The sequence below is a fragment of the Arthrobacter sp. Bi26 genome (assembly GCF_918697925.1).
In the GTDB taxonomy this organism is placed as follows: domain Bacteria; phylum Actinomycetota; class Actinomycetes; order Actinomycetales; family Micrococcaceae; genus Arthrobacter.
In genome coordinates this window covers 19,663-43,305 of sequence record NZ_CAKKMF010000039.1, presented here as the reverse complement: position 1 = coordinate 43,305, position 23,643 = coordinate 19,663, and the positions used below count along the sequence as shown (strand labels likewise).

Genomic DNA, 23,643 nt, shown 5'->3' with positions numbered 1-23,643 from the left:
TGGCTGGCCCTGCCGCGGGAGGTCAGCGACATGCTGCGTCCCAGGATGCCCGGCATCGTCGAGGCGATCATCGAGGCCGTCCCCCAGCTCGTTCCGGCGTACGCCAGGCCGATTGAGGGGCGCTTCGGCAGGGGCCTGAGAAGGGGCGTGGCCGCGGCGCTGGACCGGTTCCTGCAACTGCCCGGGACCCGGCTGCCGGCGTTGTCCGAGGAAAGCCGGGAGCTGGTGGCCGGGCTGGGCAGCGGCGAGTTCCGGCAGGGGCGGAGCATGGACGCGCTCCTGAGCGCCTACCGGATGGGTGCCCGCGTGACCTTCCGGGAAATGTCCAAGGTTTCCGTGGAACACCACCTGGGCCAGGGCGTCGTGGTGGATCTGGGCGAATCGATCCTCGCGTACATCGATGAGCTGTCGGCGGTCAGCGCCGAGGCCTACGCCTTTGAACAATCCGAACGCGCCGGAGCGGTGGACCGGCGACGCACAGAACTGCTGGACCTGCTCCTGCTCGGCCAGGCCGACGAGGCGGCCCTGCGCCAGACGGCGGCGATGGCGGACTGGTCCCTGCCCCAGCGCATGGCGGTGGTGACGCTTCCGCTGGACCGGGCAGCCGGGCTGCGGCTGCGCCTCGGTCCAGGCACCCTAGTGATTGAGCGCGAGACCGACGTCGTGGCCCTGGTTCCGGCGCGGAAATCGCAGTCCGCCCGGGAGGACCTGGACCGTGCCCTGAAGGGGCGCGGCGCCTCCGTGGGGCCGTCCGGCGGCTGGGAGAGGGTTCCGGATTCACTGCGGCTGGCCGTGCTGGCGGCCGCGGCGCTGCCTCCGCGCGAAGGGCCGGACGATCCCCCGATCTGGGCCGACGAGCATTTGGCGCAGGTGATTCTCGGAGCGGAGCCCTCGGCAATCACCGAACTGGCCACCCGGCGGCTCGCGCCGCTCGAAGGGCTCCGGCCCGCGCAACGCGAGCGGCTCGCCGAAACGCTGCTCTCCTGGCTGCGGCACTGGGGCCAGCGGGCACCTGTGGCCGCCGAGCTCGGGATCCACCCGCAGACCGTGGGCTACCGGGCCGCGCAGCTGCGCGAGCTCTTCGGCGACGCCCTCGAGGATCCAACGGCGCGCTTCGAACTCGAACTGGCCCTGCACGCCGGCCGGCGGTAGGCGGCCGGGCGAGGCCGGCGTTCGACGGCGGGCCCCGGATTACCCGGCGAGCGCCCGCCGGCTGTGGAGCCGCAGCTCCAGGTCGTGCATCACGAGCGCCGCCAGGTCCTCCAGCGCAGCGGTGTCCTCATCGCTGAAGTCTCGGGGCTCACGGTCCAGGATGCACAAGGTGCCCAGGTTGTAGCCGTCCGGAGTGCGCAACGGCACCCCTGCATAGAACTGCAGGCCGAACTCGCCGGCCACGAGAGGGTTGGACAGCGTCCGGGGATCGTTGATGGCGTCCCGGACAATCCAGGCATCCCCTTGGAGGACGGCGGAGGCGCACAACCCGGGGTCCCGGCCGATCTCGGTAACGTCCGTGCCGTGGTGGGACTTGAACCAGATCCGGTCATGGTCCACAACACTGACAATTGCCACGGGCACCGAGAACATGCGTGCGGCCAGCGCCGCGATCCGGTCGAAGGCGCCATCCGCGGGAGTGTCGAGGATCCCGTACCGCCCGACCGCCTGCATCCGCCCGTCTTCGTCGGTCAGCAGCGCGGCCGCTTCCCTGCGGTGGCGACCCGCGCCATTGATGACTTCCTGGCGCAGGGCCAGGGACACTTCCCGGGCCGGCGGGCGGGCCGCCGGATCCCTGTCCAGCATGGAGGTCAGCAGGACCGACCACAGGGGCGCCAGCTCTTCGGGGATGTGCGGGTCCTGGAGCAGCCGGGCCAGGGCGGACTGGACCGGCGCGCCGGGGTACGCCATTTTCCCGGTCAGGCCTTCCAGCAGGACCAGCCCCAGCGAATAGACATCGCTGGCAGGGCCGGCCGGTTCACCGGCGGCCTGTTCGGGGCTGAGGTAGGCGGGGGTGCCGGAGCTGTCGTCGGGGTCGCCGCAGTGGCCCTCGCGGACGGTGATGGCCACGCCGAAGTCGCTGAGTTTGGCGCGTGGACGCCGGTCCTCGGCGCTGTAGTCCACCAGCAGGATGTTGGCCGGTTTGACGTCCCGGTGGATGATGCCGTGGTGGTGGATGTGCGCCAGTCCGTCGGCGAGATCGTGCCCGATCAGCGCCATGTGGGCCGCCGAAAGCGGGCCCTCGGCCGAGCGGCGCCGGAGGTCGGGGCCGCGGACGAGTTCCATCACCAGATAGCTGAGCCGGCGGCTCGGGTCACTCAGGTCGGTCCCGGCGTCGAACAGTGTCACGAGGGCGTGGTGGGCCATCCCTGCCAGGATCCGCACTTCCTCGCTTTGCCTGCGGGTCCGTTCCTCGTCCACAGTGCCGTCGCGGAAAAGTTTGACCGCCACTTCGCGTCCCAGGACCTCGTCCGTGGCACGGTACACACTCGATTGGCTGCCCCGGCCAATGAGTTCTTCGATCCGGTAGCGCCCGCTGAGCAGGAAACCGGGGTCCATGGTTGTCAAAAGGTCTACGTGGTCCCTCTAATGGGGCCGCCGCTGGAATCGGGCGGATCAGTCCAAAGCCGGAAAACTGATCCCGGCACCCGCATCATAAGCAAGCTTACTTATGATAGCGCGGAAACCGGATTTCGGAAGACGTCCGGGCGGTCTTCCGGCCCGGCGTCCTGCCGCTATTTCGCGGGGTTGTGGGTCCCGATCGGCACCAGGGTGAGGTCAGGGTGGTTCTTTTCGATCCGGCGCAGGGCCCAGACGTCGTTGAACAGGGCCAGATATTCCCCGTCAGAGCGCAACAGGACTTCGGCGCCGGGGACGTTGGCCAGCGCCGGCATGGCGTCGGCGGTCGAGATCCGGGCCATGGAATACGGGAGTCGTTCCAGCCGCATCGGGGCGCTGAAGTCGTGTGCCATGCGGTCTTCGACGACTTCGAACTGCATGGGGCCGACGGCGGCAAGGACGGGCGCCTGGTCGCCGCGGATATCGGAGCGGAGCACCTGGATAACGCCCTCGTGCTCGAGTTGTTCGATGCCGCGGCGGAACTGCTTGAACCGGCTAGGGTCCTTGGAGCGCGCCACCTGGAAGTGCTCCGGGGCGAACAGCGGGATCGCCGGGAACTCCACCGGCTGGTCCAGGAACAGGCTGTCCCCCACCCGGAGGGAGGAGGCGTTGACGAGGCCAACCACATCGCCCGGGAATGCCTCGTCGATCACCTCGCGTTCGCGGCCGAAGACCTGCTGGGCGTATTTGGTGGCGAAGGATTTCCCTGTCCGGCTCTGGGTGACCACCATGCCGCGCTCAAACATGCCGGAGCAGACCCGGATGAAGGCAACGTGGTCCCGGTGGGCCTTGTTCATGCCGGCCTGGACCTTGAAGACGAATCCGGCGAACGGGGCATCGACCGGGCGGGGCTCGCCTTCGACGTCGGGCCGCGGGGCAGCGGGCGGCGCAAAGTCGACGAGGGCGTCGAGGATTTCCTTTACGCCGAAGTTCAGCGCGGCCGAGCTGAAGAGGATCGGCGTCGCCTTGCCGGCATGGAAGGCCTGGACGTCGAACGCCAGGTTGGATTCGATGACCAGCCCGGCCTCGTCCACGGCGTTGGACCAGTCCTCGCCCTGGCTGGCCGCGGCCTCGTCCGGGGTGAAGTATTCGGTGAGGGCGATGTTGGCGCCGGAGTTGTTCCGCTTGAACTGCGCGAAGCGGTCGTTGCGCAGGTCCCAGACGCCCCGGAAGTCGCCGGAGATGCCCACGGCCCAGGTCAGCGGCATGGGCTGCAGTCCGGTGCGCTCGGTGATCTCGTCCATGAGGGCCAGGGCGTCCAGGCCGGGCCGGTCCCACTTGTTGATGACCGTGATGATGGGCAGGTTCCGCTGCTTGCAGACCTCGAAGAGCTTCATGGTCTGGGTTTCCAGGCCCTTCGCGGCGTCGACCAGCATGACGGCGCAGTCCACGGCTGCGAGCACGCGGTAGGTGTCCTCGGAGAAGTCCGCGTGGCCCGGGGTGTCCAGGAGGTTGATGACGGTGTCCCGGTAGCCGAACTGCAGGGCGGCGGAGCTGATGGAGATGCCGCGGTCCTTTTCCATCTGCATCCAGTCCGAGACCGTTTCCTTGCGGTTGGCCTTGCCGCTGGAGGCGCCGGCCGTGCCGATCACCTTTGCGTGCAGCGCAAGGGCCTCCGTCAGGGTGGATTTGCCGGCGTCGGGGTGCGAAATGACCGCGAAAGTCCGGCGCCGGGCCGCCTGCTTGTGAATCTCCTGGACTCGGGCGGGGCTGAGGACTTCTTGAGACACGATGCTACTTTCGCTGCGGCTGTGGACGGGTCACGGCGCGGAGAGCCCGCGGTACACCCAAGGACTCAAGTTTATCGCAGGCCGCGGACCGCGCACGAAGCGGCGGCCATTCAGCGCCAAAATGCCTTCGCGGACGGGACCCGGGACAGCCGTTCCGGGGGCTTCCGGCGGCATGCCGCAATGGACCACTTTAAGGCTTGCCTGTGCGGAAGTTGCGGTACTTTGCCCCTATCATGGGGAGAGCGGGGAACTGAGTACTTTTGATCCTGCCGGGGGACCCTGGAAACCGGCGCACTTGCAGGCTCTCGCCTGCACCTTTGAAGGGGAAATCTATGGCTCGGAGCCCTGAAGATGCGCTCAAGGCGACTCTGGCCAGGGTGGCACCGGGCACAGCCCTCCGCGACGGCCTGGAACGCATCCTCCGCGGACGGACCGGCGCGCTGATCGTGCTGGGCATCGACAGGACCATCGAGTCCATCTGTTCGGGCGGCTTCGAGATCGGCATCGACTTCTCCCCCACCCGGCTGCGGGAACTGGCGAAGATGGACGGTGCCATTGTCTGCGACAAGGATGCCAGCAACATCCTGCGCGCGGCGGTCCAGCTCGTCCCGGACTCGAGCATCGAAACGCAGGAATCGGGCACCAGGCACCGGACCGCGGAACGAGTGGCCATCCAGACGGGTGTCCCGGTCATCTCAGTCAGCCAGTCAATGCAGATCATCGCCCTGTACGTGCACGGACTACGCCACGTCCTGGAGGGCTCCGAGAAAGTCCTGGCCCGCGCCAACCAGGCCCTGGCAACCCTGGAACGCTACCGCTCGCGCCTGGACCAGGTGACCAGCTCGCTCTCCGCCCTGGAAATCGAGGCCATGGTGACGGTCCGCGACGTCGCGGTCACGCTTCAGCGCCAGGAAATGGTGCGCAGGATCTCCGAGGAAATCTCCCAGTACGTCCTGGAACTGGGCGAGGACGGCCGCCTGCTCTCCCTGCAGCTGGACGAGCTCACCGTGGGCCGCGGCCCGGGCAGCGACGTCATCATCCGCGACTACTCCGGCCCGGCCGCAACGGCGGAGGACATCGACGACGCGGTCAAAGCCCTTGTCAGCCTGGGCCCAACCGAGCTGATTGACCTCGGCAAGATCGCCGGGATCGTCGGCTTCGCCGGCGGCGAGGCCAACCTCGACGCCGTCGTCCAGCCGCGCGGCTACCGGCTGCTCTCCGGCCTTAAGGCCGTGCCGAAGGCAGTCGCCGACCGGCTCGTCGACCACTTTGGCGGCCTGCAGTTCCTGATGGCGGCAACGATCGATGACCTCATGACCGTGGACGGGATCGGTGACCAGCGCGCCAGGACCGTCAGGGAGGGCCTGAGCCGCATGGCCGAGGCCAGCCTGCTGGACCGGTTCCTCTAACCCTCTCCAATACCCGTTAACCCCCTCCAACACCCGTCGGTTGCTCCCCGCCGGCCCCCTCGCCTCGCAAGCTCGGCCAGGGAACCCTGCCGGCGTGGGCCCAGATGCCCTTTTGATCGCCCAAAAGGGCACCTACCGACGGGGGTTAGCGGGGCTGACTGGGGTTAGTTGAGTTGAAACACGGCCTTGGGGCTGGTCTTGTTCGCCAGCCGGGCGGTGAAGACATAGTAGGCGCCGCCGGCACCGGGCTCGGCCTCGACGGGTTCGCAGCCCTGCACCGTGCGGTTGCGCTGCCACGGGAAGTTGGCGGTCTCGCTCTTGCCCGGCGCAATGGTCTTCGTCAGGTCCGTGCTCTCCGCCTGACAGTCCTTGGAAGAGAAAATCCGGTCCGAGCCGCTGGTGATCATGTATTCCATCTGGGAAGTGCCGATGTTGACCTCGCACGGCACTTTGTTGTTGTTAGTCACCTTGAGGCTCAGCAGCGGCTTCTCCCCCGCGGCATAGACCTGCTTGTCGGTGGCAGCTGTGACTATCACCAGGTTCTGCTCGCAGCCATCGCCCGATGATGCGGCGGGTGACGCCGAAGGATCCCTGGACGCCTTGGGGCTACCGGACGCGGACGCGGCCGGCAGGCTCGCCGGCGCCGCTCCGGACGGCTGGTCGCCAGAAGACTGGCCGCCGCTCATGGCACTCGAGACCGCGACGAAGCCACCGAAGACCACGGCGATGACGAGCAGCAGGACCAGGCCAGCAAACAGCCGGCGACGGCGGTATACCGGGCGGAGTGGTGGCCGTCCGGTTTTCCGCCCGGATTGTCCTGGGGGCGAACCTTTCGTCCTCGAACCGCCCGTTCCTGAATTGCCTTGCCTGACCATTCTTCTAGCCTAGAGAACCGTGCGGGCTATGGCGCCCGACCACGCCGCGGGACCTGCCGCCGTCCCGATCCGTTACCCCGATCTATTACGCTGAATGGATCGAAACTCTAACCCCAACGCCCCCCGTATCCGCTCCGGCACAGCGGCAACCCCTGCCCGCCGGGCCGCGCGCCCGCGCCGCCGATCTCACCGCGCTTCATGCCGCCTTGGACGACTGGTTCGCAGCCAATGCAAGGGAACTGCCATGGCGGGCTGCGGAGTGCACGCCCTGGGGCGTGCTGGTCAGCGAGGTCATGCTCCAGCAGACGCCGGTGGTCCGGGTCCTGCCGGTCTGGGAGGAATGGCTGCGCCGCTGGCCGGAGCCGTCCGATCTGGCGCGCGAGCCCGCCGGGGAAGCCGTCCGGTCCTGGGGCCGGCTGGGGTATCCCCGGCGCGCCCTGCGCCTGCACGCGGCCGCCGTCGCCATCAGGGACAGCCACGACGGCGCCGTCCCCGACGCCTACACCGAGCTCCTGGATCTCCCCGGCGTGGGCAGCTACACGGCCGCGGCCGTCGCGGCGTTCGCCTACGGACGCCGCGAAACAGTGGTGGACACGAACATCCGCCGGGTCCATGCGCGGCTTCTCACCGGCTCGGCCCTGCCGGCGCAGGCCCTGACCGCTGCCGAAATGCGGCTGGCGGCGTCCCTGCTCCCGGACGACCCCGGCGCCTCGGTGCGCTGGAACGCCTCCGTCATGGAACTCGGTGCACTGGTCTGCACGGCGCGGGCCCCCAAGTGCGGCCAGTGCCCTGTCCGGGAGTCCTGCGCCTGGCTGGCTGCCGGCGAGCCGCCGCCAACGTACACGCCCAAGGGACAGGCCTGGCACGGCACGGACCGGCAGGTGCGCGGCGCCGTGATGGCCGTCCTGCGCGTAGCCGAGGACCCCGTGTCGCCGGTGCTGTTCCACGAGGCCCCTGCGGACCTGGGCTTCGAACCGCAGGGAATCGGGATCCCGCTCGCGGCCCTGCACCGGCTCAACGCGGCTCCCGAGCAGCTGGAACGGGCGCTGGCCGGCCTGCTGGGCGACGGCCTCGCGGAACTGCACCGGGGCGGCTTCCGGCTTCCGGGCTGAGGATCTACGCTGGAGCATGCGCAAGCTGGCGGCCGCGGCCGCACTGGCCCTCACCGCCGTCCTGGTAACCTCGTGCCGGCCGGAGGCCGCCTGCCCGGCGATCGCTCAGGCGCCCGTCGTGTCCCTGACCGTGGACCGGGAATACGCACCGTCGGTGCGGACCATCCACCTTTTGGCCTGCCAGGACGGCCGCTGCAAGGAAGCGGACCTGGAACTGGTTCCCGGGAGCACCACCGTGGACCAACGCTGCGAACCCGGCCGTTACGGCGGCGACGGCGTCTGTTCGGCCACGTCTTCGCCCGACGGCACCCTGACCGGCATGTTGATGATGGAGACGCTGACGGCCAGCCCCATCGGGGTGACGGCCACGGGCACGGATACCGCCGGGAACCCGCTGCCGGCACGGACCGCGGCCTTCACGCCCCGCGCGGCGCAGCCGTTTGGCGAGCAGTGCGGAACCTTCATCACGGCCGGCGTGGTGCTGGACGCGGCCGGCCTTCGGCAGGCACCCTAACCCCGGCACCCCGGAACCCCAGCCCCGGACGCTCGGCCAGCCAGACCCGCACGGCCCGCCAGGTTTGCCTGCGAAATCCAGGCCCCGCCTACGGTTCTCCGAACCCCGAACTGACCAGGCGCTCCAGGTAGCCGACCGCCTTGGCGGCGTCCGGGCCGCTGGCCTCCACATGCAGGACTGTTCCCTTGCCCGCGGCGAGCATCATGAGCTCGGTCATGGAGGCGCCATCGGCGCCGTTGACGGTCACGTCGGCGTCCATGGCGGACAGGCCGCCGGCAATCTTCGCCGCCGGCCGGGCGTGCATGCCAGCCTGGTTGACGAGCTCGAAGTCCCCCGTGGCGTCCGGCGGCTGCTGGTGTACGTGCTCGGCCTCCGCGGGGTGGGCCGGGGGCCGGTAGACGGCCTCGGCCGCGTCCTTCACCGCCGCCGCTTCGGCCCCCGCCTGGGCAGCCACCGCTGCTGCAACCAGTCCTTCCACCAGGGGTGCGTCCGCGAGCAGCACCGATCCCGGATCCGGCGCGAACTCCGCTGCGGACTCGGCCGTCATCACGGCGGATCCGAGGTCCGTGAGTACCACGACGCCGTCACCGGCGGCCTGCTCGAGCGCAGCCATGACCTTCTCCAGGCTCGTGCCGATCCGGCCGTCGTTGGTACCACCGGCGGGGAGGATCAGGACGTCGGGGGCCATCTGGGCAGCGAGCTCGGCGGCGCCGTCCGCGATCTTGGCGCTGTGCGAGACAACGACTAGCCGGACTGTCATTCGGCTGCCCCGGCGGCGGCGCGCAGGATCAGTGCGCTGGAGACCGCTCCCGGGTCACGGTGGCCGATGCTGCGCTCCCCGAGGTAGCTGGCGCGGCCCTTGCGGGCGAGCATCGGATCCGTGGACACGGCGCCGGCTTCGGCGGCCTCCGCCGCGGCAAGCAGCACCTTCCGGACGTCGCCGTCGCCAGCCGCGGCAGCGGCGGCCTCGATCGCGGGCGTCCACGCGTCCACCATGGTCTTGTCCCCGGACTCGGCCTTACCGCGGACGACGATGCCGTCGCGGGCGGCCTGCAGGGCGGCGGCCAAGGTGGCGGCGTCGACGTCGGAGGTGTTGCCCAGCGCTGTGGCGGCCCGCAGGAATGCCGTGCCGTACAGCGGACCGGCCGCCCCTCCCACCTTGGACATCAGCGTCATGGCCGTCAGTTTCAGGGCGGCGCCCGGGGTTTCCGGCGGTGTCTCGGCGAGTTTGTCCATCACGGCCTTGAAGCCGCGGTCCATGTTCTCACCGTGGTCCGAGTCCCCGATAGGCCGGTCCAGCTCGATCAGCTCCACCCGGTGATCCGCCATGGCCTGCGCCGAAAGGGTCAGCCAGCGCACGGCCCAGCCGACATCCAGCCCCACCGTCAGACGCCCCAGCGGAGGGCCGGAGTGTGGACGGGAGCGTCCCAGAGCGACGTCATTTCGTCATCGAGGCGCAGGACCGTGATGGAGCAGCCCTGCATTTCCAGGGACGTGATGTAGTTGCCCACGAGGGAGCGTGCCACGGTGACGCCCTGCTCCGCCAGTCTCTGCGCGGCCCGGCGGTACACGATGTACAGCTCGCTTGCCGGGGTGCCGCCCATGCCGTTGACGAAGAGGAGCACCTGGTCCCCGGAGCTAAGTCCGAGGTCGCTGACCACCGGGTCCAGGAGGCGGTCGGTGATGCCGTCGGCGTTTTCCATGGCAATCTTGTGCCGTCCCGGCTCGCCGTGGATGCCGATCCCGATCTCGATCTCGTTTTCCTCGAGCTCGAAGCTGGGGACTCCCGCGTGCGGAACGGTGCAGGCGGACAAAGCAACGCCCATGCTGCGCACGTTCTGGTTGACGCGGTCACCGATCGCGGCGACGGCGTCCAGGTTGTCGCCGCGTTCGGCGGCCGCCCCGGCGATCTTCTCGACCAGGACAGTACCGCCGACGCCCCGGCGGCCGGCCGTGTACAGCGAATCCTGCACGGCGACGTCGTCGTTGACCAGGACGGTGCGGACCTCGACGCCTTCTGCTTGCGCGAGTTCGGCGGCGGTTTCGAAGTTCAGGACGTCACCGGTGTAGTTCTTCACGATGTGCACGACGCCGGCGCCGGAGTTCACGGCCAGCGTGGCCGGCAGGATCTGGTCCGGGGTGGGCGAGGTGAACACGGCGCCCGGAACGGCGGCGTCGAGCATGCCCATTCCCACGTAGCCGCCGTGCAGCGGCTCATGTCCGCTGCCGCCGCCGGAGACGAGTCCGACTTTCCCCGCCACGGGCGCGTCTTTGCGCACGATGTATTTCGGGTCCGGAAAGACGGTCACGAGGTCGGCGTGTGCAAGCCCGAACCCTTCCACTGACTCGTCGACCACGGCTTTGGGATCATTGATGAGTTTCTTCATGGCGGTGCTCCCTGGATGGTGTCCTGGCTGCTTGCTTAGACCCTACTACCGGGGCACGGCCGGCGGTAGGCTCCCGATTCCCTCGGCCCGGGGGCTCCTGGCGGGGCTTCGAATCCCGGACCGGCGGGTTGTTGCGGTGCGTTCCTGCGGATGCTTCAGGCTTGTTTGTCGGCCCACGCCGGGAAATGCGGCCAGGCGTCGACGCCCAGCCATGAGAACGGCGGCGCTGCGAGCCGGCCTTTGCGGGCGCGGGACGTGGCCGGTGGCGCTGCGGCTGCAGGCGCCGGGCCAGCGGTTTGTCCCGTCACGGGAGCACCCGTGCCGGGCGAGGAGCGGTTGGTGGATTCTACCGGTGGCGCTTCCAGCGGCTGGCCGGGCAGCTGGACCGGCGGCACTGCCGGAGCGCTGGCTATTGTCCTGTGAACGGCGGAGAAATCGGGAAAAATCACGTCTTTATGCAATTTTTTGCCTCCGAAAGTATGGCGGCCCACCCCCTGGGCCGGGATCAGTTTATCCACCAAATTTATTGAAGGGAAGCCCCGGGCGGACGTCGTGTTCCAGGCGGCTGCGGGTGCCGGCCGGAATCCGCCGAAAGTTCCCCGGACGGGCACAGCCGGCGGGCGCTACAGCTCCTTGATCATCCTGGTGTTGCCGAGCGTGTTCGGCTTGACCCGGGCCAGGTCCAGGAACTCGGCCACGCCTTCGTCATGCGAGCGCAGGAGTTCGGAGTACACCACGGGATCGACCGCGCTCTGGTCAGCCATGACTTCAAAGCCGTGTTTCTTGAAGAAATCCACTTCGAACGTCAGGCAGAAGACGCGCGAGACTCCCAGCGCGCGGGCATCCCCCAGCAGACGCTCCACCAGCGCGTGGCCCACGCCCTTGCCGCGCCAGGCATCCGAAGCCGCGAGGGTGCGCACCTCGGCGAGATCCTCCCACATGACATGCAGCGCTCCGCAGCCGATCACCTCGCCGTCTTGCGATTCGGCGATCCGGAATTCCTGCAGGCTTTCGTAGTAGGCCACGGTTTCTTTGGCCATGAGGATCCGCTGGTCGGCCAGCGGCGCCACGAGCGTCTTGATGGCGCCAACGTCGCCGGTGCGGGCAGGGCGGATGCGGATCGTCTCAGTCGCGGTCTCAGTCACGGTCTCAGTCACAGCCCAATCTTACGGGTGCCCCGGGTCCGGCCGGCTCGCGGCCGGTCCCGGGGACGGAGTGTCAGAGACCCAGTTCGTCGGGGACGGGAATGTCCTTGTCCAGCAGGTTCCTGGCCAGGAAGTGCTCCACCACGCCGTACCAGACCTTGGCGTGCTGCGGCTGCAGGATCCAGTGGTTCTCGTCCGGGAAGTACAGGAAACGGTGGTCCGTTTCGCCGTTCCCGTCTGCCGCCAGTTGTGACTTGGCGAGCAGCTCGTACCAAAGCCGGAGCCCCTCACCGATCGGGACACGGTAGTCCTTGTCGCCATGGATGACCAGCATGGGAGTCCGGATGTTTTCCACGTGCAGATGCGGGGAGTTCTCCAGCGCCATCTCGGCCGTCATCTCCTTGAGCCAGTACTGCGCGGCGTCGGTGGTGGGACCGAACTGGTCGAGGGCCCAGAGGCTGGCGTGCGTGACGATTGCCTTGAAGCGGTCCGTATGCCCGGCTACCCAGTTGGCTATGTACCCGCCGAAGGAACCGCCCATGGCGGCGGTACGCGTCTCGTCGATGTCCGGGCGCTGCACGACGGCGTCGGTGATGGCCATCAGGTCGGTGAAGGGAGCCTTGCCCCATTCCCCCCAGCCGCGCTGGATGTGCTCCTGGCCGTAGCCGGTGGAGAGGGCAGGGTCCGGGAGCAGCACCGCGTAACCGCGGGCCACCAGCAGCCACGGGTTCCAGCGCCAGGTCCAGGCGTTCCAGGATCCCAGCGGGCCGCCATGGATCCACAGCAGCAGCGGGGCCGGGCTCGCGGCGGACGCGCCCTCGGGCAGGGCCAGGTACGCGGGCACACGGGCGCCGTCGGCCGCCGTCGTCTCCACGCGCTCCAGCGTCCCCGTGAAGTGCGGGCGCTCAGCGGGTGCGGGCAGGCGGACGACGCCGCCGCCGGCGAGGTCGATCCGCACAGGTTCGGCGGGGAATTCGTAGGAGCTGCGCAGGGCGTAGGCGCTGCGTCCGTCCGGCGAGACGACGACGTCGGTGTACGCGGCGGCGTCGTCCGTCAGGCGGAGCACCTGGCCAGCCTGGCCCGGGTCCCCCGCGACACCGATCCGGAATACCGGCGATGCGCCGTCCTCGTCGGCGGTGACCAGCAGGGCCGATCCGTCCGGCAGCCACGCGGCGGGGCGGGCCCAGCGGTCCCAGTCATGGGCGAGCGGCGTCAGGGCGGCCTCGCCTGTTGCCGGGCCGGCGACGTCGAGGAGGTGCAGCTTGACCTGCGGGGCCGCCAGCGGCGTGGTGTCGCTTTCACTGACCACCACCAGGCTCCGCCCGTCCGGACTGACCGGGCCCGGGAAGTAGCTCAGGCCTTCCGTGTCCAGCAGAACCGTCCGGGTGCCGGTGGCGACGTCGATGGCGACCAGCACGGAACGTGAATCGGCGTTCGCGAGGGGCTTGGCGAAGCTGCTGTAAATCATCGTGCCGTCCGGGCTGACCACCGATTCGGCGTCCCTGAGCCGGGTGCCGGCGTCGGGCGTCAGGTTGCGGAGCTTCAGCGGCGGCGCGGCGTCGACGGTGGTCGGCTTACCGGCCTCCACCGGCTCGCCGGGTTCGACCGCGAACAGCCGCGGCTGCGCCGGGCCCAGGTCCGCGTCCCAGTAGCGGACGGGGTAGCCGCTGTGCAGGATGGCCGCGACCTTGTTGTCTTTGCGCGCCTTGCGGCGTTCTTCGTCATTGTCCTCGTCCGTGGAGCCGGCCAGCACCGAGGCCGCGACCACCACGGTGTCGGCGTCCTTGGCGGCGTGGACCCCGCCGATTCCGCCGGCGCGGGACAGGGCCACCCGGGCTTCGCCGCCGTCGGCCGGGAGTATCCAGAGGGCGCTGACGGGGTCAGCCTCGGGGCTCTCCGGATCGGGACGGGCCGAGGTGAAGTAGAGGTCGCCGTTGGCGGCAAACACCGCACCCGCCTCCCCCTTGGCGCTGCGCGTGATCCGGCGGGCCTTTTTGACCCCGCCCGGGTCCACTTCCCACAGCGCGGTGCAGTATTCGGTGCCCTTCGCGCCGAGTGTCGCCACAGTGGTGACCAGCCGGTCACCGTCCGGGCTCAGCGTTAAACCACTCACTTTGGGGATGGCGAGGTAGTGGTCCAGATCATGGAAGGGGGTCTCGGGTTGTTCGCTCAGGGTCTCTGAGTCCTTGGCAGCCATGCACCGATTCAACACTGTATGTGGCATCGATCACAGAAAGTTCACTGAGAGTGAAACGGTGCTTTCAGAGTACGAGCGGGCACTCCGGTCTAAGCACGTGCGATCACCGCCGGGACGCGCAGGCGCCACAGACCCGCGTATGAGGCGCTACAGGTCAGCGAATTGACGACGATGGCCGCTACGCCCGGCCCCTTAGCGGCCATCTCTGGCAAATGGCCCAGACACGTGGGGCGCTGGCAGCCCCGGTCCCCAGAACCCCCACGGAGCGCGGCCCGGGAAGAGCAAACGCGAAGGCCCCGCCGTCCTTGACAGGACAGCGGGGCCTTGGTCTTGATGCTTAGACGCTCGGAGCGATCTCCGGGATGCGCGGCTTGGCGTTGCCGGCGAAGGTGAACTTCGCGTCGTCGCCTTCGCCCTCCACATCCACCACCACGATGTCGCCGGAGTGCAGTTCGCCGAAGAGGATCTTCTCGGAGAGCTGGTCCTCGATCTCGCGCTGGATGGTGCGGCGCAGCGGCCGGGCACCCATGGCGGGGTCGTAGCCGCGGGTTGCCAGGAGCACCTTGGCCGCGGACGTGAGCTCGATGCCCATGTCCTTGTCCTTCAGGCGCTTCTCGAGGCGGCCAACGAACATGTCCACGATCTCGATGATCTCGTCCTGGGTCAGCTGCGGGAAGACCACAACATCGTCAACACGGTTCAGGAACTCGGGGCGGAAGTGCTGCTTGAGCTCCTCCGTGACCCGGGCGCGCATCCGGTTGTAGCCGGTCTGGGTGTCCGTGCCGGACTGGAAGCCCGTGGCAACACTCTTGGAGATGTCCCGGGTGCCGAGGTTCGTGGTCATGATGATCACGGTGTTCTTGAAGTCCACCACGCGGCCCTGGGAGTCGGTCAGGCGGCCGTCTTCCAGGATCTGCAGCAGCGAGTTGAAGAGATCGGCGTGCGCCTTCTCCACTTCATCGAACAGGACCACGGAGAACGGACGACGGCGGACCTTCTCGGTCAGCTGGCCGCCTTCCTCGTAGCCAACGTAGCCCGGAGGGGCACCGAAGAGCCGCGAGACCGTATGCTTCTCCGAGTACTCGGACATGTCCAGGGTGATCAGCGCGTCTTCTTCGCCGAACAGGAACTCGGCGAGGGCCTTGGCGAGCTCGGTCTTGCCGACGCCGGTGGGGCCGGCAAAGATGAACGAGCCGCCCGGACGCTTGGGGTCCTTGAGCCCTGCACGGGTGCGCCGGATCGCCTGGGACAGGGCCTTGATGGCCTCGTCCTGGCCGACCACACGCTTGTGCAGCTCATCTTCCATCTTCAGCAGGCGCGAGGACTCTTCCTCGGTCAGCTTGAAGACCGGGATGCCAGTGGAGTTCGCCAGCACCTCGGCGATCAGGTCCTCATCAACTTCGGAGATGTCGTCCATGCCGCCGGTCTTCCACTGGCGTTCCTTCTCGGCGCGCTCGGCAATGAGCTTCTGCTCCTTGTCGCGCAGCGACGCGGCGCCTTCGAAGTCCTGCGCGTCGATCGCGGATTCCTTCTCCAGCTTCATGGCGGCGATCTTCTCGTCCATGACCTTGAGCTCGGGCGGGGCGGTCATGCGGCGGATGCGCAGCCGTGCCCCGGCCTCGTCGATCAGGTCGATCGCCTTGTCCGGCAGGAACCGGTCCGAGATGTAGCGCTCGGAAAGGGCCGCCGCCGAGGCGAGGGCGCCGTCGGTGATGGTGACGCGGTGGTGTGCCTCATACCGGTCGCGGAGGCCCTTGAGGATCTCGATCGCGTGCGCAACGGAGGGTTCCTTGACCTGGATCGGCTGGAAGCGGCGCTCCAGGGCGGCGTCCTTCTCGATGTGCTTGCGGTATTCGTCCAGCGTGGTGGCACCGATGGTCTGCAGTTCGCCGCGGGCCAGCATGGGCTTCAGGATCGAGGCCGCATCGATGGCGCCTTCGGCGGCTCCGGCACCCACCAGGGTGTGGATCTCATCGATGAACAGGATGATGTCGCCGCGGGTGCGGATCTCCTTGAGGACCTTCTTCAGGCGTTCTTCAAAGTCGCCGCGGTAGCGGGAGCCGGCCACGAGGGACCCGAGGTCCAGGGTGTACAGCTGTTTGTCCTTGATGGTCTCAGGGACGTCCCCGCGGACGATCGCCTGGGCCAGGCCCTCGACGACGGCGGTCTTGCCGACGCCCGGCTCGCCGATCAGCACGGGGTTGTTCTTGGTGCGGCGGGAAAGGACCTGCATGACGCGTTCCATTTCCTGCTCGCGGCCGATCACGGGGTCCAGTTTGTTCTCGCGCGCCGCCTGGGTCAGGTTGCGGCCGAACTGGTCCAGGACCACGGAACCGGCGGGGGTGCCCTCGGCCTGGCCGGGGCCGACGCCGGCGCCGGTGGCCTCCTTGCCCTGGTAGCCCGAGAGCAGCTGGATGACCTGCTGGCGGACCCGGTTCAGGTCGGCGCCGAGCTTGACGAGCACCTGGGCGGCAACGCCCTCGCCCTCCCGGATGAGGCCGAGGAGGATGTGCTCGGTCCCGATGTAGTTGTGGCCCAGTTGCAGGGCCTCACGCAGCGAGAGCTCCAGGACCTTCTTGGCGCGAGGGGTAAAGGGGATGTGGCCGGAGGGGGCCTGCTGGCCCTGGCCGATGATCTCCTGGACCTGCTCGCGGACACCGTCGAGCGAAATGCTCAAGGATTCAAGGGCTTTGGCGGCAACACCTTCACCCTCATGGATCAGACCCAAGAGGATGTGTTCGGTACCAATGTAATTGTGGTTCAGCATGCGTGCCTCTTCTTGGGCAAGCACAACTACGCGACGGGCACGGTCCGTAAATCGCTCAAACATTTCGCCACACTCCTAGCTACGACGTACTTTGATGCTACGTGGCCGGGTTCCAGATTTGGGGCTTGTTCGCCACAGGGGAAACCGGAGGGTTTGCGCGCCCCTGCCCGGACCCCGTCCCCGGACGGGGCGGGAACCGTCCGGAAGCCTTCCCGGCGGGCGCAACCGGATGTCCCGGGCGGGACCCTCCGCCCCTTCCCGGCGGGCGCAACCGGACGTTCCGGCCCGGCCCGTCGGCGGGCCGGCGTGCGGTACGGGCGCACGGGCGCACGGGCGCACCGCCGTCGGCATGCAAATGCCCCCGCCAGATAACGGGGGCATTGGCATTTGACTGCGACTTCATTGGGACTTGATTGCGACCTGTTACTGGGTCCTGATACGGCACCCTGACGCGCGGTCCCGGCTAGGAATTAGCCTTTTGGTACGCTTCCTGAATTTCAGCCTGGATACGTCCGCGGCTGTTTACCGCATAGCCGTTGTCCCGTGCCCACTGACGGATCTGGGCAGAGTCCTGATTCCGTCCGCTGGAAATTTTCGTACGCGTGGCGCGTCCGCTTGACGTCTTGCGTGCGTGCACCACAAAACGCTCCACCGCGGAGCGCAGTTCTGAAGCATTGCTTGACGACAGGTCTATTTCGTAGCTCACGCCGTCAAGGCCAAACCGGACAGTTTCGTCCGCGGATCCCCCATCCAGATCATCAACGAGGATGATTTTTACTTTCTGTGCCATAAAGGACTCTCTTTCCAAAGATCGAGCGTTTAGAAAAGCAGGATGTATCTGGAATAAGTATCCTCCGCGTTACAGCAGGGAGTCAAAGCGCAAAACTCTGTTCAAAGGAAAACCACAGGCGGCAATAGGGGACTATTACTTTCCCGGGTAATTAGCCCCCGAGGGCCCGGAATCCTGCTCCTTGGTTTGAGCTACCGCTCGCGTTTCCGCTTCGGCATGGGCGCGGGCTTCTGCCTGCCGCTCTGATTTGTCGGCATTGAATATGGATTTCATGGCAAACCAGAAAAGCAGGCCCACCACGATGGGGGGCAGCAATACGGCGATATAGTCCATGCTCAGTGTCCTTCAGGCTTCAACAGGGGGAAGAGGATCGTTTCGCGGATGCCGGCGCCGGTGAAGAGCATCACGAGGCGGTCGATGCCCAGGCCGATCCCGCCCATGGGCGGCGCGCCGTACTCGAGCGCACGGAGGAAGTCTTCATCCAGCTGCATAGCCTCCACGTCGCCCGCGGCGGACCGGCGGGACTGTTCGGTGAGGCGTTCGCGCTGGATCACCGGGTCGATCAGTTCGGAGAACGCCGTGCCCCGCTCCATGCCGCCGATGATGAGGTCCCAGGCCTCGATCAGGCGGCCGTCTTCGCGGTGCTGGCGGGCCAGCGGCTGGGCGGACGGCGGATAGTTGTAAACGAACGTGGGGTTGAGCAAAGTGGGCTCCACCAGTTCGCCGAAGAGTTCGACGACGAGCTTCTCGGCTTCCCAGCCGGCGTCGACCTTGACGTCGTGCTTGGCGGCCAGTTCCAGCAGTTCGGCAACCGTGGTGTCCGGGGTTACTTCCTGGCCCACGAATTCGGACAGTCCCGGGTAGACGGCCAGCCAGGTCCAGTCACCGTCGAGGTTGATCTCCCCGGCTTCGGTCTGCAGCACGCGGCCCACACCGGCGGCGTCGGCGGCGTCCAGGATGATCTCCTTGATCCGGTCCGCCATGACGAACTGGTCCGCCCACGCCTCGTAGGACTCCAAAGTGGTGAACTCGGGACTGTGCGTGGAGTCCACGCCTTCGTTGCGGAAGACCCTGCCCATGTCATAGACGCGGTCGATCCCGCCGACCACCGTGCGCTTGAGGTAGAGCTCGGTAGCGATGCGCAGCGTCATCTTCTGGTCGAAGGCGTTCATGTGCGTCTCGAAGGGACGGGCCGTGGCGCCGCCGTGAACCAGCTGCAGCATGGGGGTTTCGACCTCGACGTAGCCCTGGCGGTGCAGGGTTTCGCGGATGGAACGGGTGATCGCGGCGCGGGTGTAGACCATCTCGCGGGCTTCGTCGCGGACAATGAGGTCCACGTAGCGCTGGCGGACGCGCGTTTCTTCGTTAAGCCCGGCGTGCAGCACGGGCAGCGGGCGCAGCGCTTTCGAAGCCATGGTCCAGGAATCCGCCATGACGGACAGCTCGCCGCGGCGCGAGGAGATGACCTCGCCCTTGATGAAGACGTGGTCGCCGAGGTCCACGAGGGACTTCCACTCCGCGAGCGCCTCCTCACCGATGTTGGCCAGGCTCAGCATGACCTGCAGCCGCACAGCCTTCCCGTCCACTCCGCCCTCCTGGAGGGTGGCGAAACACAGCTTGCCCGTATTGCGGATGAAGACAATGCGGCCGGTCACGCCGACGACGTCGCCGGTGGTTTCATCGGCCTGGAGGTAGGCGTATTTCTCCCGGATTTCCGTGAGCGAGTGTGTGCGTTCGACACCCACCGGATAAGCCTCGACGCCGCGTTCAATCAGCTTGGCGCGCTTCTCCATGCGGATGCGGGTCTGCTCGCTGGCATCGTGCGGCTCGGCGGCGGTGTTCGGGGCGGGGGTGTTTTGGGAAGTCACAATCCCCAAGTTTACCGGGGATTCCACCGGGGCGGGTTCCGCCCGGCTATGGCCACGGCGGAATAGACTCAGGCTGTGGAGACGCGGAGGATCAGCACCGACGACGGCGAGGGGCACCTCGAGCTGCACTCCTTCCGTCCGGCTGCCGGCCCGGCTCCGGCGCCAGCACCCGCCCCGGGACCCGCGCCAGGTTCGACGCCCGGACGGCCGCCCGCGCCAGGCATCGTCGTCGTGCACGGCACCATGATCACCGCCGCGCTGTACCGCCCGTTCGCGCGGAAGATCAGCCGCCTGTTGGGCCGCCCCGTGCACTGCTACAACCGGCGCGGGCGCGCCGGGTCCTCCCCGCAACCGGCCGGTTACTCGGTGGCCACGGAGGTCGGTGATCTGGCGGCGGTGATGCGGGAAACGGGATCGAGCGACGTGGTGGCGCACAGCTACGGCGGCTTCGTGGCCCTGCAGGCGGCACGGACGGTGCCGATCCGCAGGATGGTGACCTATGACGCGGCCGTGTCCCTCTCCGGAAACCTCACCCACCGCTGGCGGCCCGAACTGGAGCGTTCAGTTGCTGCCGGGGAACTCGACGAGGCCTGGGCGCATCTGGTCCAGGGCATTGAGGTGGGCGGACCGGTATCCAAGCTCCCGCTGGGCGCGCTGCGGATGCTCAGCATCCTCTCCGCCCGGACCAACATGGGCGCCGAGATGCGCAAACTGCTGCCCACCGCCGTCGCGGAGATGCGGGCGGTGCTCGACGCCGACGCCGAACTGGACGACTTCGCAGCCGTGACCACCCCCACGCTGCTGCTCAGCGGCGGCTGGAGCCCGGAGTACTTTACCGAGACCGGCCGGCAACTTGCCGCCGCCGTCCCTTCCTTTGAATTTGCCGTGTTGCCAGGGCAGCTCCATGAAAGCCCGCTCCGGCCCGGGATCCGACTGCCCCGGGCAACTGCGCGTTTCCTCCTTGCCGGCGAAGGACACCTGCGGCCCCTCCCGGCGCCCAGGCGGCGGCTCAAGCTGGGCCACTGACGGGTGCGCCTTACAATCGGTGGGCGACCCTTTCGAAAGGACCCCCTTGGCCAAGCTCTACTTCCGCTACGGCGCCATGAACTCCGGCAAATCTACGGGGCTGCTGCAGGCGGCGTTCAATTATGAGGAACGCGGGCAGCACGTTCTGCTGGCCAAGCCGGACGTGGACACCAAAGGCGACTCCGACGTCGTGTCCCGCCTGGGCATGACCCGTTCGGTGGACTTCCTGATCCCCGCCGGCGCGTCGGCCCGCGAGCTCTTCACCGCCCAGGCCCACGGGGACGATCCCGACGCCCTGCTGCAGCACGTGGACACCCCGCCGGTGGCCTGCCTGCTGGTTGACGAGGCCCAGTTCCTCGAACCGGAGCAGGTGGACGATCTTTTCCGCATCGCGGTCCTGGACAACGTCCCCGTCCTTGCCTACGGCATCCGAACCGACTTCCGGACCCGCGCGTTCCCCGGTTCCCTTCGGCTCCTGGAGATTGCGCACACCCTCGAAGAGCTCAAGACCATCTGCCGCTGCGGACGGAAGGCCATCTTCAACACCCGCCGGATCGGGGACCAGGTGGTCTTCGACGGAAACCAGGTTGCGATTGACGGCCAGGACGTCTGGTACGAGTCGCTCTGCGGCGCCTGCTACCTCGAGGTCTCCGGCGGCCGCCTGGGCAACTAGCGCCAGCGCGCCGGCGCAATGCTGTACCCAATTGAACTGCGGCCTACTGAACTGCGGCCTACTGAACTGCGGCTTACTGCACTGCGGCCTACTGAGTTGCGGCTTACTGCACTGGGGCGCGGCCTCGGCTAGGCTCGGAGCATGACCCGCGAGAACATCAGAACCCCCGACGGCGGAACAATCGAGCTTTTCAGCACGGGCGCCGAGCTCGCCTCGGCGGGTTCGGGCATCGTCGTCGTGCCGGCCTCGATGGTGACGGCCGCCGACTACACGCGCTTCGCGCAGAAACTCAGCGCGTCACTGGGCCGGCCGGTGCACACCTTCAACCGTCGCGGCCGCGGCTCCTCCTCCCCGCAGCCGGAGGACTACACCCTGGACGTGGACATCCACGATCTCGACGCCGTCATGAAGCACACGGCCAGCACCGACGTCTTCGGCCATAGCTTCGGCGGGGCGGTGGCCCTGCACGCGGCCCGCACCCTGCCGGTGGAACGGCTCGCCGTGTACGACCCCGCCGTGTCCGTCAACCACAGCGTGACGGCGGACTGGACGCCCGAATACGAGCGGGCGACCGCAGCTGGCGACGACGACCGGGCCCTCGCCGTCCTGCTCAGGGGCTTGGAGACCGGCAGCGCCCTGTCCCGGATGCCGCTGTCCATGCTGACGCTGGCGAACAAGCTTTCGGCGGGCACTCCGATGGGCAAGCAGCTGCGCGACCTGATGCAGACCGGTGTCCGCGAGATTAAGGCGATCATCGCCGCGGACATGCCGGCCGAACCGTTCCTGGAACTGCCGCTGGAGACGCTGATCATCGTGGGCGAGAAGAGCCCGGCATACTTCGGCGTGGCCTGTGCCCAGATCCACGACGTCCTCTCCGGTTCCAGCTATACGATCCTGCCGGGCATGGGCCACGACGGTGTCAACAAGGCGCCGGACAAACTGATCGCAGAGCTCAGCGCGTTTTACGCGGGCTGAGCCTCTAGTGGGCGGCCGGGTGCGGCGCGCCTTCGGTCTTGCGCATCATAGTGGACAGCACGACGGCGGCGACCGCTATGACGGCCGCGGTCAGGAAGGCCGCATGCATGCCGGCAACCATGCCCGAGGCTTCGGACACGAAGGCATAGATCGAGACCAGGAGCGCCGTGCCGGCCGCGCCTGCCACCTGCTGCAGCGTGCTCATGATGGCCGACCCGTGTGAATACAGGTGCGGCGGCAGCGGGTTCAGGCCGGTCGTGAAGGCGGGGGTGAACAGCAGCGCCAGGCCCAGGCTCAGTGCCACATGCAGGGCAATGATCCACCCCACCGGCGACGCGGCGTCCAGCATGGAGAACTGCCAGAGGGACAGCACCATCATGATCGACCCCGTCACTGTCAGCGGCAGGGGCCCGATCTTGTCGAAAACGCGGCCGATGAAGGGCCCCAGCAGGCCCATGGCGAGGCCGCCGGGCAGCAGCACCAGGCCGGTCTCAAGTGAGGTCAGGCCGCGGATCTCCTGCAGGTACAACGGCAGCAGAATCACGGCGCCGAACAACGCGATCATGGCCACAACCAGCAGCAGCACGGACACCGTGAACATCCGGAAAGTGAAGGCGCGCAGGTCCAGCAGGGGTCCGTCGGTTTTCTGCAGCTTCAGCTGGCGCAGGACGAACACCGCCAGGGCCACCACGCCGACGGCCAGCGACAGCACCGCCGGGGTACGGGATCCGGCCTGGCCGCCGCCGATCTGGCTCAGGCCGTAGACGAGGCCGCCGAAGGCCGGGACCGTTAGCACCACCGAAAGGGCGTCCAACCGCGTTTTTTCGGTTTTGCCGATGTTGGTCAAATACTTGGCCCCGATGGCCAGCGCGGCGAGGGCAATCGGCAGCACGAAGACGAACATGAACCGCCAGGAAAAGTGCTGGAGGATCAGGCCGGAAACCGTGGGGCCCAGGGCCGGCGCTACCGAGATGGCGATGCTGACGTTTCCCATGACGGCGCCGCGGCGTTCCAGCGGCACGAGTGTGAGGATGGTGGTCATCAGGAGCGGCAGCATGATGGCGGTGCCGCCGGCCTGGACGATGCGGGCCAGCAGCAGGACTTCGAAGCCCGGCGCGAGGGCGGCCAGCAGTGTGCCGCCGGAAAAGAGTCCCATGGCCAGCATGAAGACGGCACGGGTGCTCAGGCGCTGCAGGATGAACCCGGTGGTGGGAATGACGACAGCCATGGTGAGCATGAAGCCGGTGGAGAGCCACTGCACGGTGGGCGCATCGATGTTCAGGTCCACCATCAGCCGCTGCAGGGCCACGTTCATGATGGTTTCGTTGAGGATCACCACGAAGGTGGCCACCAGCAGCGTGACGATGATGGTGACGGACTCCCGGGACATCTTCGCCGGCGCGGTGGGCGCCGTCGTCGCTGCTGCAGACGCGGCAGGCGCTGCGAGGGCCGGGGCAGCGCCCCGTGCGGGATCGCCGGCGGCGTTGGAAGAGATGTCTGTTGACATGGGAATTCCCTCAGGGAGTTGGGTGTGGGTCCGGTGAGCGTCGGCGCTGCTGCAGATT

Annotated in this window: 21 protein-coding genes; 7 read left to right on the top strand and 14 right to left on the bottom strand. The window is 67.9% G+C overall.

Annotated features, from left to right (window positions below; translation table 11 throughout):
• Positions 1-1,152: helix-turn-helix domain-containing protein (locus tag LQV16_RS12140; protein ID WP_229994143.1), on the top strand; the 1,152-nt coding region annotated here is incomplete at its 5' end.
• 39 nt (positions 1,153-1,191) lie between these two features.
• On the opposite strand, the gene LQV16_RS12135 is transcribed toward LQV16_RS12140, so the two are convergent.
• Together LQV16_RS12135 and LQV16_RS12130 are read right to left on the bottom strand one after the other, a co-directional pair.
• Complete coding sequence (locus LQV16_RS12135) at positions 1,192-2,550, bottom strand: GAF domain-containing serine/threonine-protein kinase (RefSeq protein ID WP_229994142.1); 1,359 nt, start codon at positions 2,548-2,550, stop codon at positions 1,192-1,194.
• A gap of 176 nt (positions 2,551-2,726) precedes the next feature.
• On the bottom strand, positions 2,727-4,340 hold the full coding sequence (locus tag LQV16_RS12130; protein WP_229994141.1) for a peptide chain release factor 3: 1,614 nt from the start codon (positions 4,338-4,340) through the stop codon (positions 2,727-2,729).
• A 332-nt stretch (positions 4,341-4,672) separates the two neighbouring features.
• Here LQV16_RS12130 and disA point away from each other — a divergent pair, with 332 nt between their 5' ends.
• On the top strand, positions 4,673-5,749 hold the full coding sequence (gene disA / locus LQV16_RS12125) for a DNA integrity scanning diadenylate cyclase DisA (protein ID WP_229994140.1): 1,077 nt from the start codon (positions 4,673-4,675) through the stop codon (positions 5,747-5,749).
• Positions 5,750-5,913: 164 nt separating this feature from the next.
• On the opposite strand, the gene LQV16_RS23725 is transcribed toward disA, so the two are convergent.
• Positions 5,914-6,285, bottom strand: a complete 372-nt coding sequence (locus LQV16_RS23725; RefSeq protein ID WP_356815750.1) for a hypothetical protein — start codon at positions 6,283-6,285, stop codon at positions 5,914-5,916.
• A gap of 614 nt (positions 6,286-6,899) precedes the next feature.
• Here LQV16_RS23725 and LQV16_RS12115 point away from each other — a divergent pair.
• Positions 6,900-7,736: an A/G-specific adenine glycosylase gene (locus LQV16_RS12115; RefSeq protein ID WP_356815756.1), complete on the top strand. Its 837-nt coding sequence runs from the start codon at positions 6,900-6,902 to the stop codon at positions 7,734-7,736.
• A 16-nt stretch (positions 7,737-7,752) separates the two neighbouring features.
• Positions 7,753-8,250 carry a hypothetical protein gene (locus LQV16_RS12110; protein ID WP_229994137.1) on the top strand — a complete coding sequence of 166 codons (498 nt, stop codon included), beginning with the start codon at positions 7,753-7,755 and terminating at the stop codon, positions 8,248-8,250.
• A gap of 88 nt (positions 8,251-8,338) precedes the next feature.
• Here the strand turns inward: LQV16_RS12110 and dhaM are convergent, their stop codons facing one another.
• From dhaM to lysS, 10 genes are all read right to left on the bottom strand, one after another.
• Complete coding sequence (gene dhaM / locus LQV16_RS12105; RefSeq protein ID WP_229994136.1) at positions 8,339-9,010, bottom strand: dihydroxyacetone kinase phosphoryl donor subunit DhaM; 672 nt, start codon at positions 9,008-9,010, stop codon at positions 8,339-8,341.
• Positions 9,007-9,633, bottom strand: coding sequence for a dihydroxyacetone kinase subunit DhaL (dhaL, locus tag LQV16_RS12100; protein ID WP_229994135.1), 627 nt, complete (start codon positions 9,631-9,633; stop codon positions 9,007-9,009). The genes dhaM and dhaL overlap by 4 nt, the downstream gene beginning before the upstream one ends.
• A gap of 2 nt (positions 9,634-9,635) precedes the next feature.
• Entirely contained in the window at positions 9,636-10,637 is a 1,002-nt protein-coding gene (gene dhaK, locus LQV16_RS12095) for a dihydroxyacetone kinase subunit DhaK (RefSeq protein ID WP_229994134.1), read from the bottom strand.
• Positions 10,638-10,792: 155 nt separating this feature from the next.
• Complete coding sequence (locus LQV16_RS12090) at positions 10,793-11,086, bottom strand: hypothetical protein (RefSeq protein WP_229994133.1); 294 nt, start codon at positions 11,084-11,086, stop codon at positions 10,793-10,795.
• A gap of 174 nt (positions 11,087-11,260) precedes the next feature.
• Entirely contained in the window at positions 11,261-11,794 is a 534-nt protein-coding gene (locus LQV16_RS12085) for an amino-acid N-acetyltransferase (protein ID WP_229994132.1), read from the bottom strand.
• A 61-nt stretch (positions 11,795-11,855) separates the two neighbouring features.
• Positions 11,856-13,979, bottom strand: a complete 2,124-nt coding sequence (locus LQV16_RS12080; protein WP_229994131.1) for a prolyl oligopeptidase family serine peptidase — start codon at positions 13,977-13,979, stop codon at positions 11,856-11,858.
• A 337-nt stretch (positions 13,980-14,316) separates the two neighbouring features.
• A complete protein-coding gene (locus LQV16_RS12075) occupies positions 14,317-16,809 on the bottom strand; it encodes an ATP-dependent Clp protease ATP-binding subunit (RefSeq protein WP_229994130.1) in 2,493 nt (830 codons plus the stop codon).
• A 400-nt stretch (positions 16,810-17,209) separates the two neighbouring features.
• Complete coding sequence (locus LQV16_RS12070; protein ID WP_229994129.1) at positions 17,210-17,536, bottom strand: Lsr2 family protein; 327 nt, start codon at positions 17,534-17,536, stop codon at positions 17,210-17,212.
• A 135-nt stretch (positions 17,537-17,671) separates the two neighbouring features.
• Positions 17,672-17,869 carry a hypothetical protein gene (locus tag LQV16_RS12065; protein WP_229994128.1) on the bottom strand — a complete coding sequence of 66 codons (198 nt, stop codon included), beginning with the start codon at positions 17,867-17,869 and terminating at the stop codon, positions 17,672-17,674.
• A gap of 2 nt (positions 17,870-17,871) precedes the next feature.
• On the bottom strand, positions 17,872-19,404 hold the full coding sequence (gene lysS, locus LQV16_RS12060; RefSeq protein ID WP_229994127.1) for a lysine--tRNA ligase: 1,533 nt from the start codon (positions 19,402-19,404) through the stop codon (positions 17,872-17,874).
• 75 nt (positions 19,405-19,479) lie between these two features.
• On the opposite strand from lysS, the gene LQV16_RS12055 reads away from it, so the two are divergent.
• The 3 genes from LQV16_RS12055 (at position 19,480) to LQV16_RS12045 (ending at position 22,078) form a co-directional block, all read left to right on the top strand.
• The gene (locus LQV16_RS12055) at positions 19,480-20,430 is read left to right on the top strand and encodes an alpha/beta hydrolase (protein ID WP_229994126.1); all 951 of its coding nucleotides are present in this window, start codon (positions 19,480-19,482) and stop codon (positions 20,428-20,430) included.
• 46 nt (positions 20,431-20,476) lie between these two features.
• Positions 20,477-21,103, top strand: a complete 627-nt coding sequence (locus tag LQV16_RS12050) for a thymidine kinase (protein ID WP_229994125.1) — start codon at positions 20,477-20,479, stop codon at positions 21,101-21,103.
• Between the two features lie 141 nt (positions 21,104-21,244).
• Positions 21,245-22,078 (top strand): alpha/beta hydrolase, encoded by an 834-nt coding sequence (locus LQV16_RS12045; protein WP_229994124.1) that lies wholly within the window; start codon positions 21,245-21,247, stop codon positions 22,076-22,078.
• 4 nt (positions 22,079-22,082) lie between these two features.
• Here the strand turns inward: LQV16_RS12045 and LQV16_RS12040 are convergent, their stop codons facing one another.
• Positions 22,083-23,585: a DHA2 family efflux MFS transporter permease subunit gene (locus LQV16_RS12040; protein WP_229994123.1), complete on the bottom strand. Its 1,503-nt coding sequence runs from the start codon at positions 23,583-23,585 to the stop codon at positions 22,083-22,085.
• Positions 23,586-23,643: the final 58 nt, after the last annotated feature.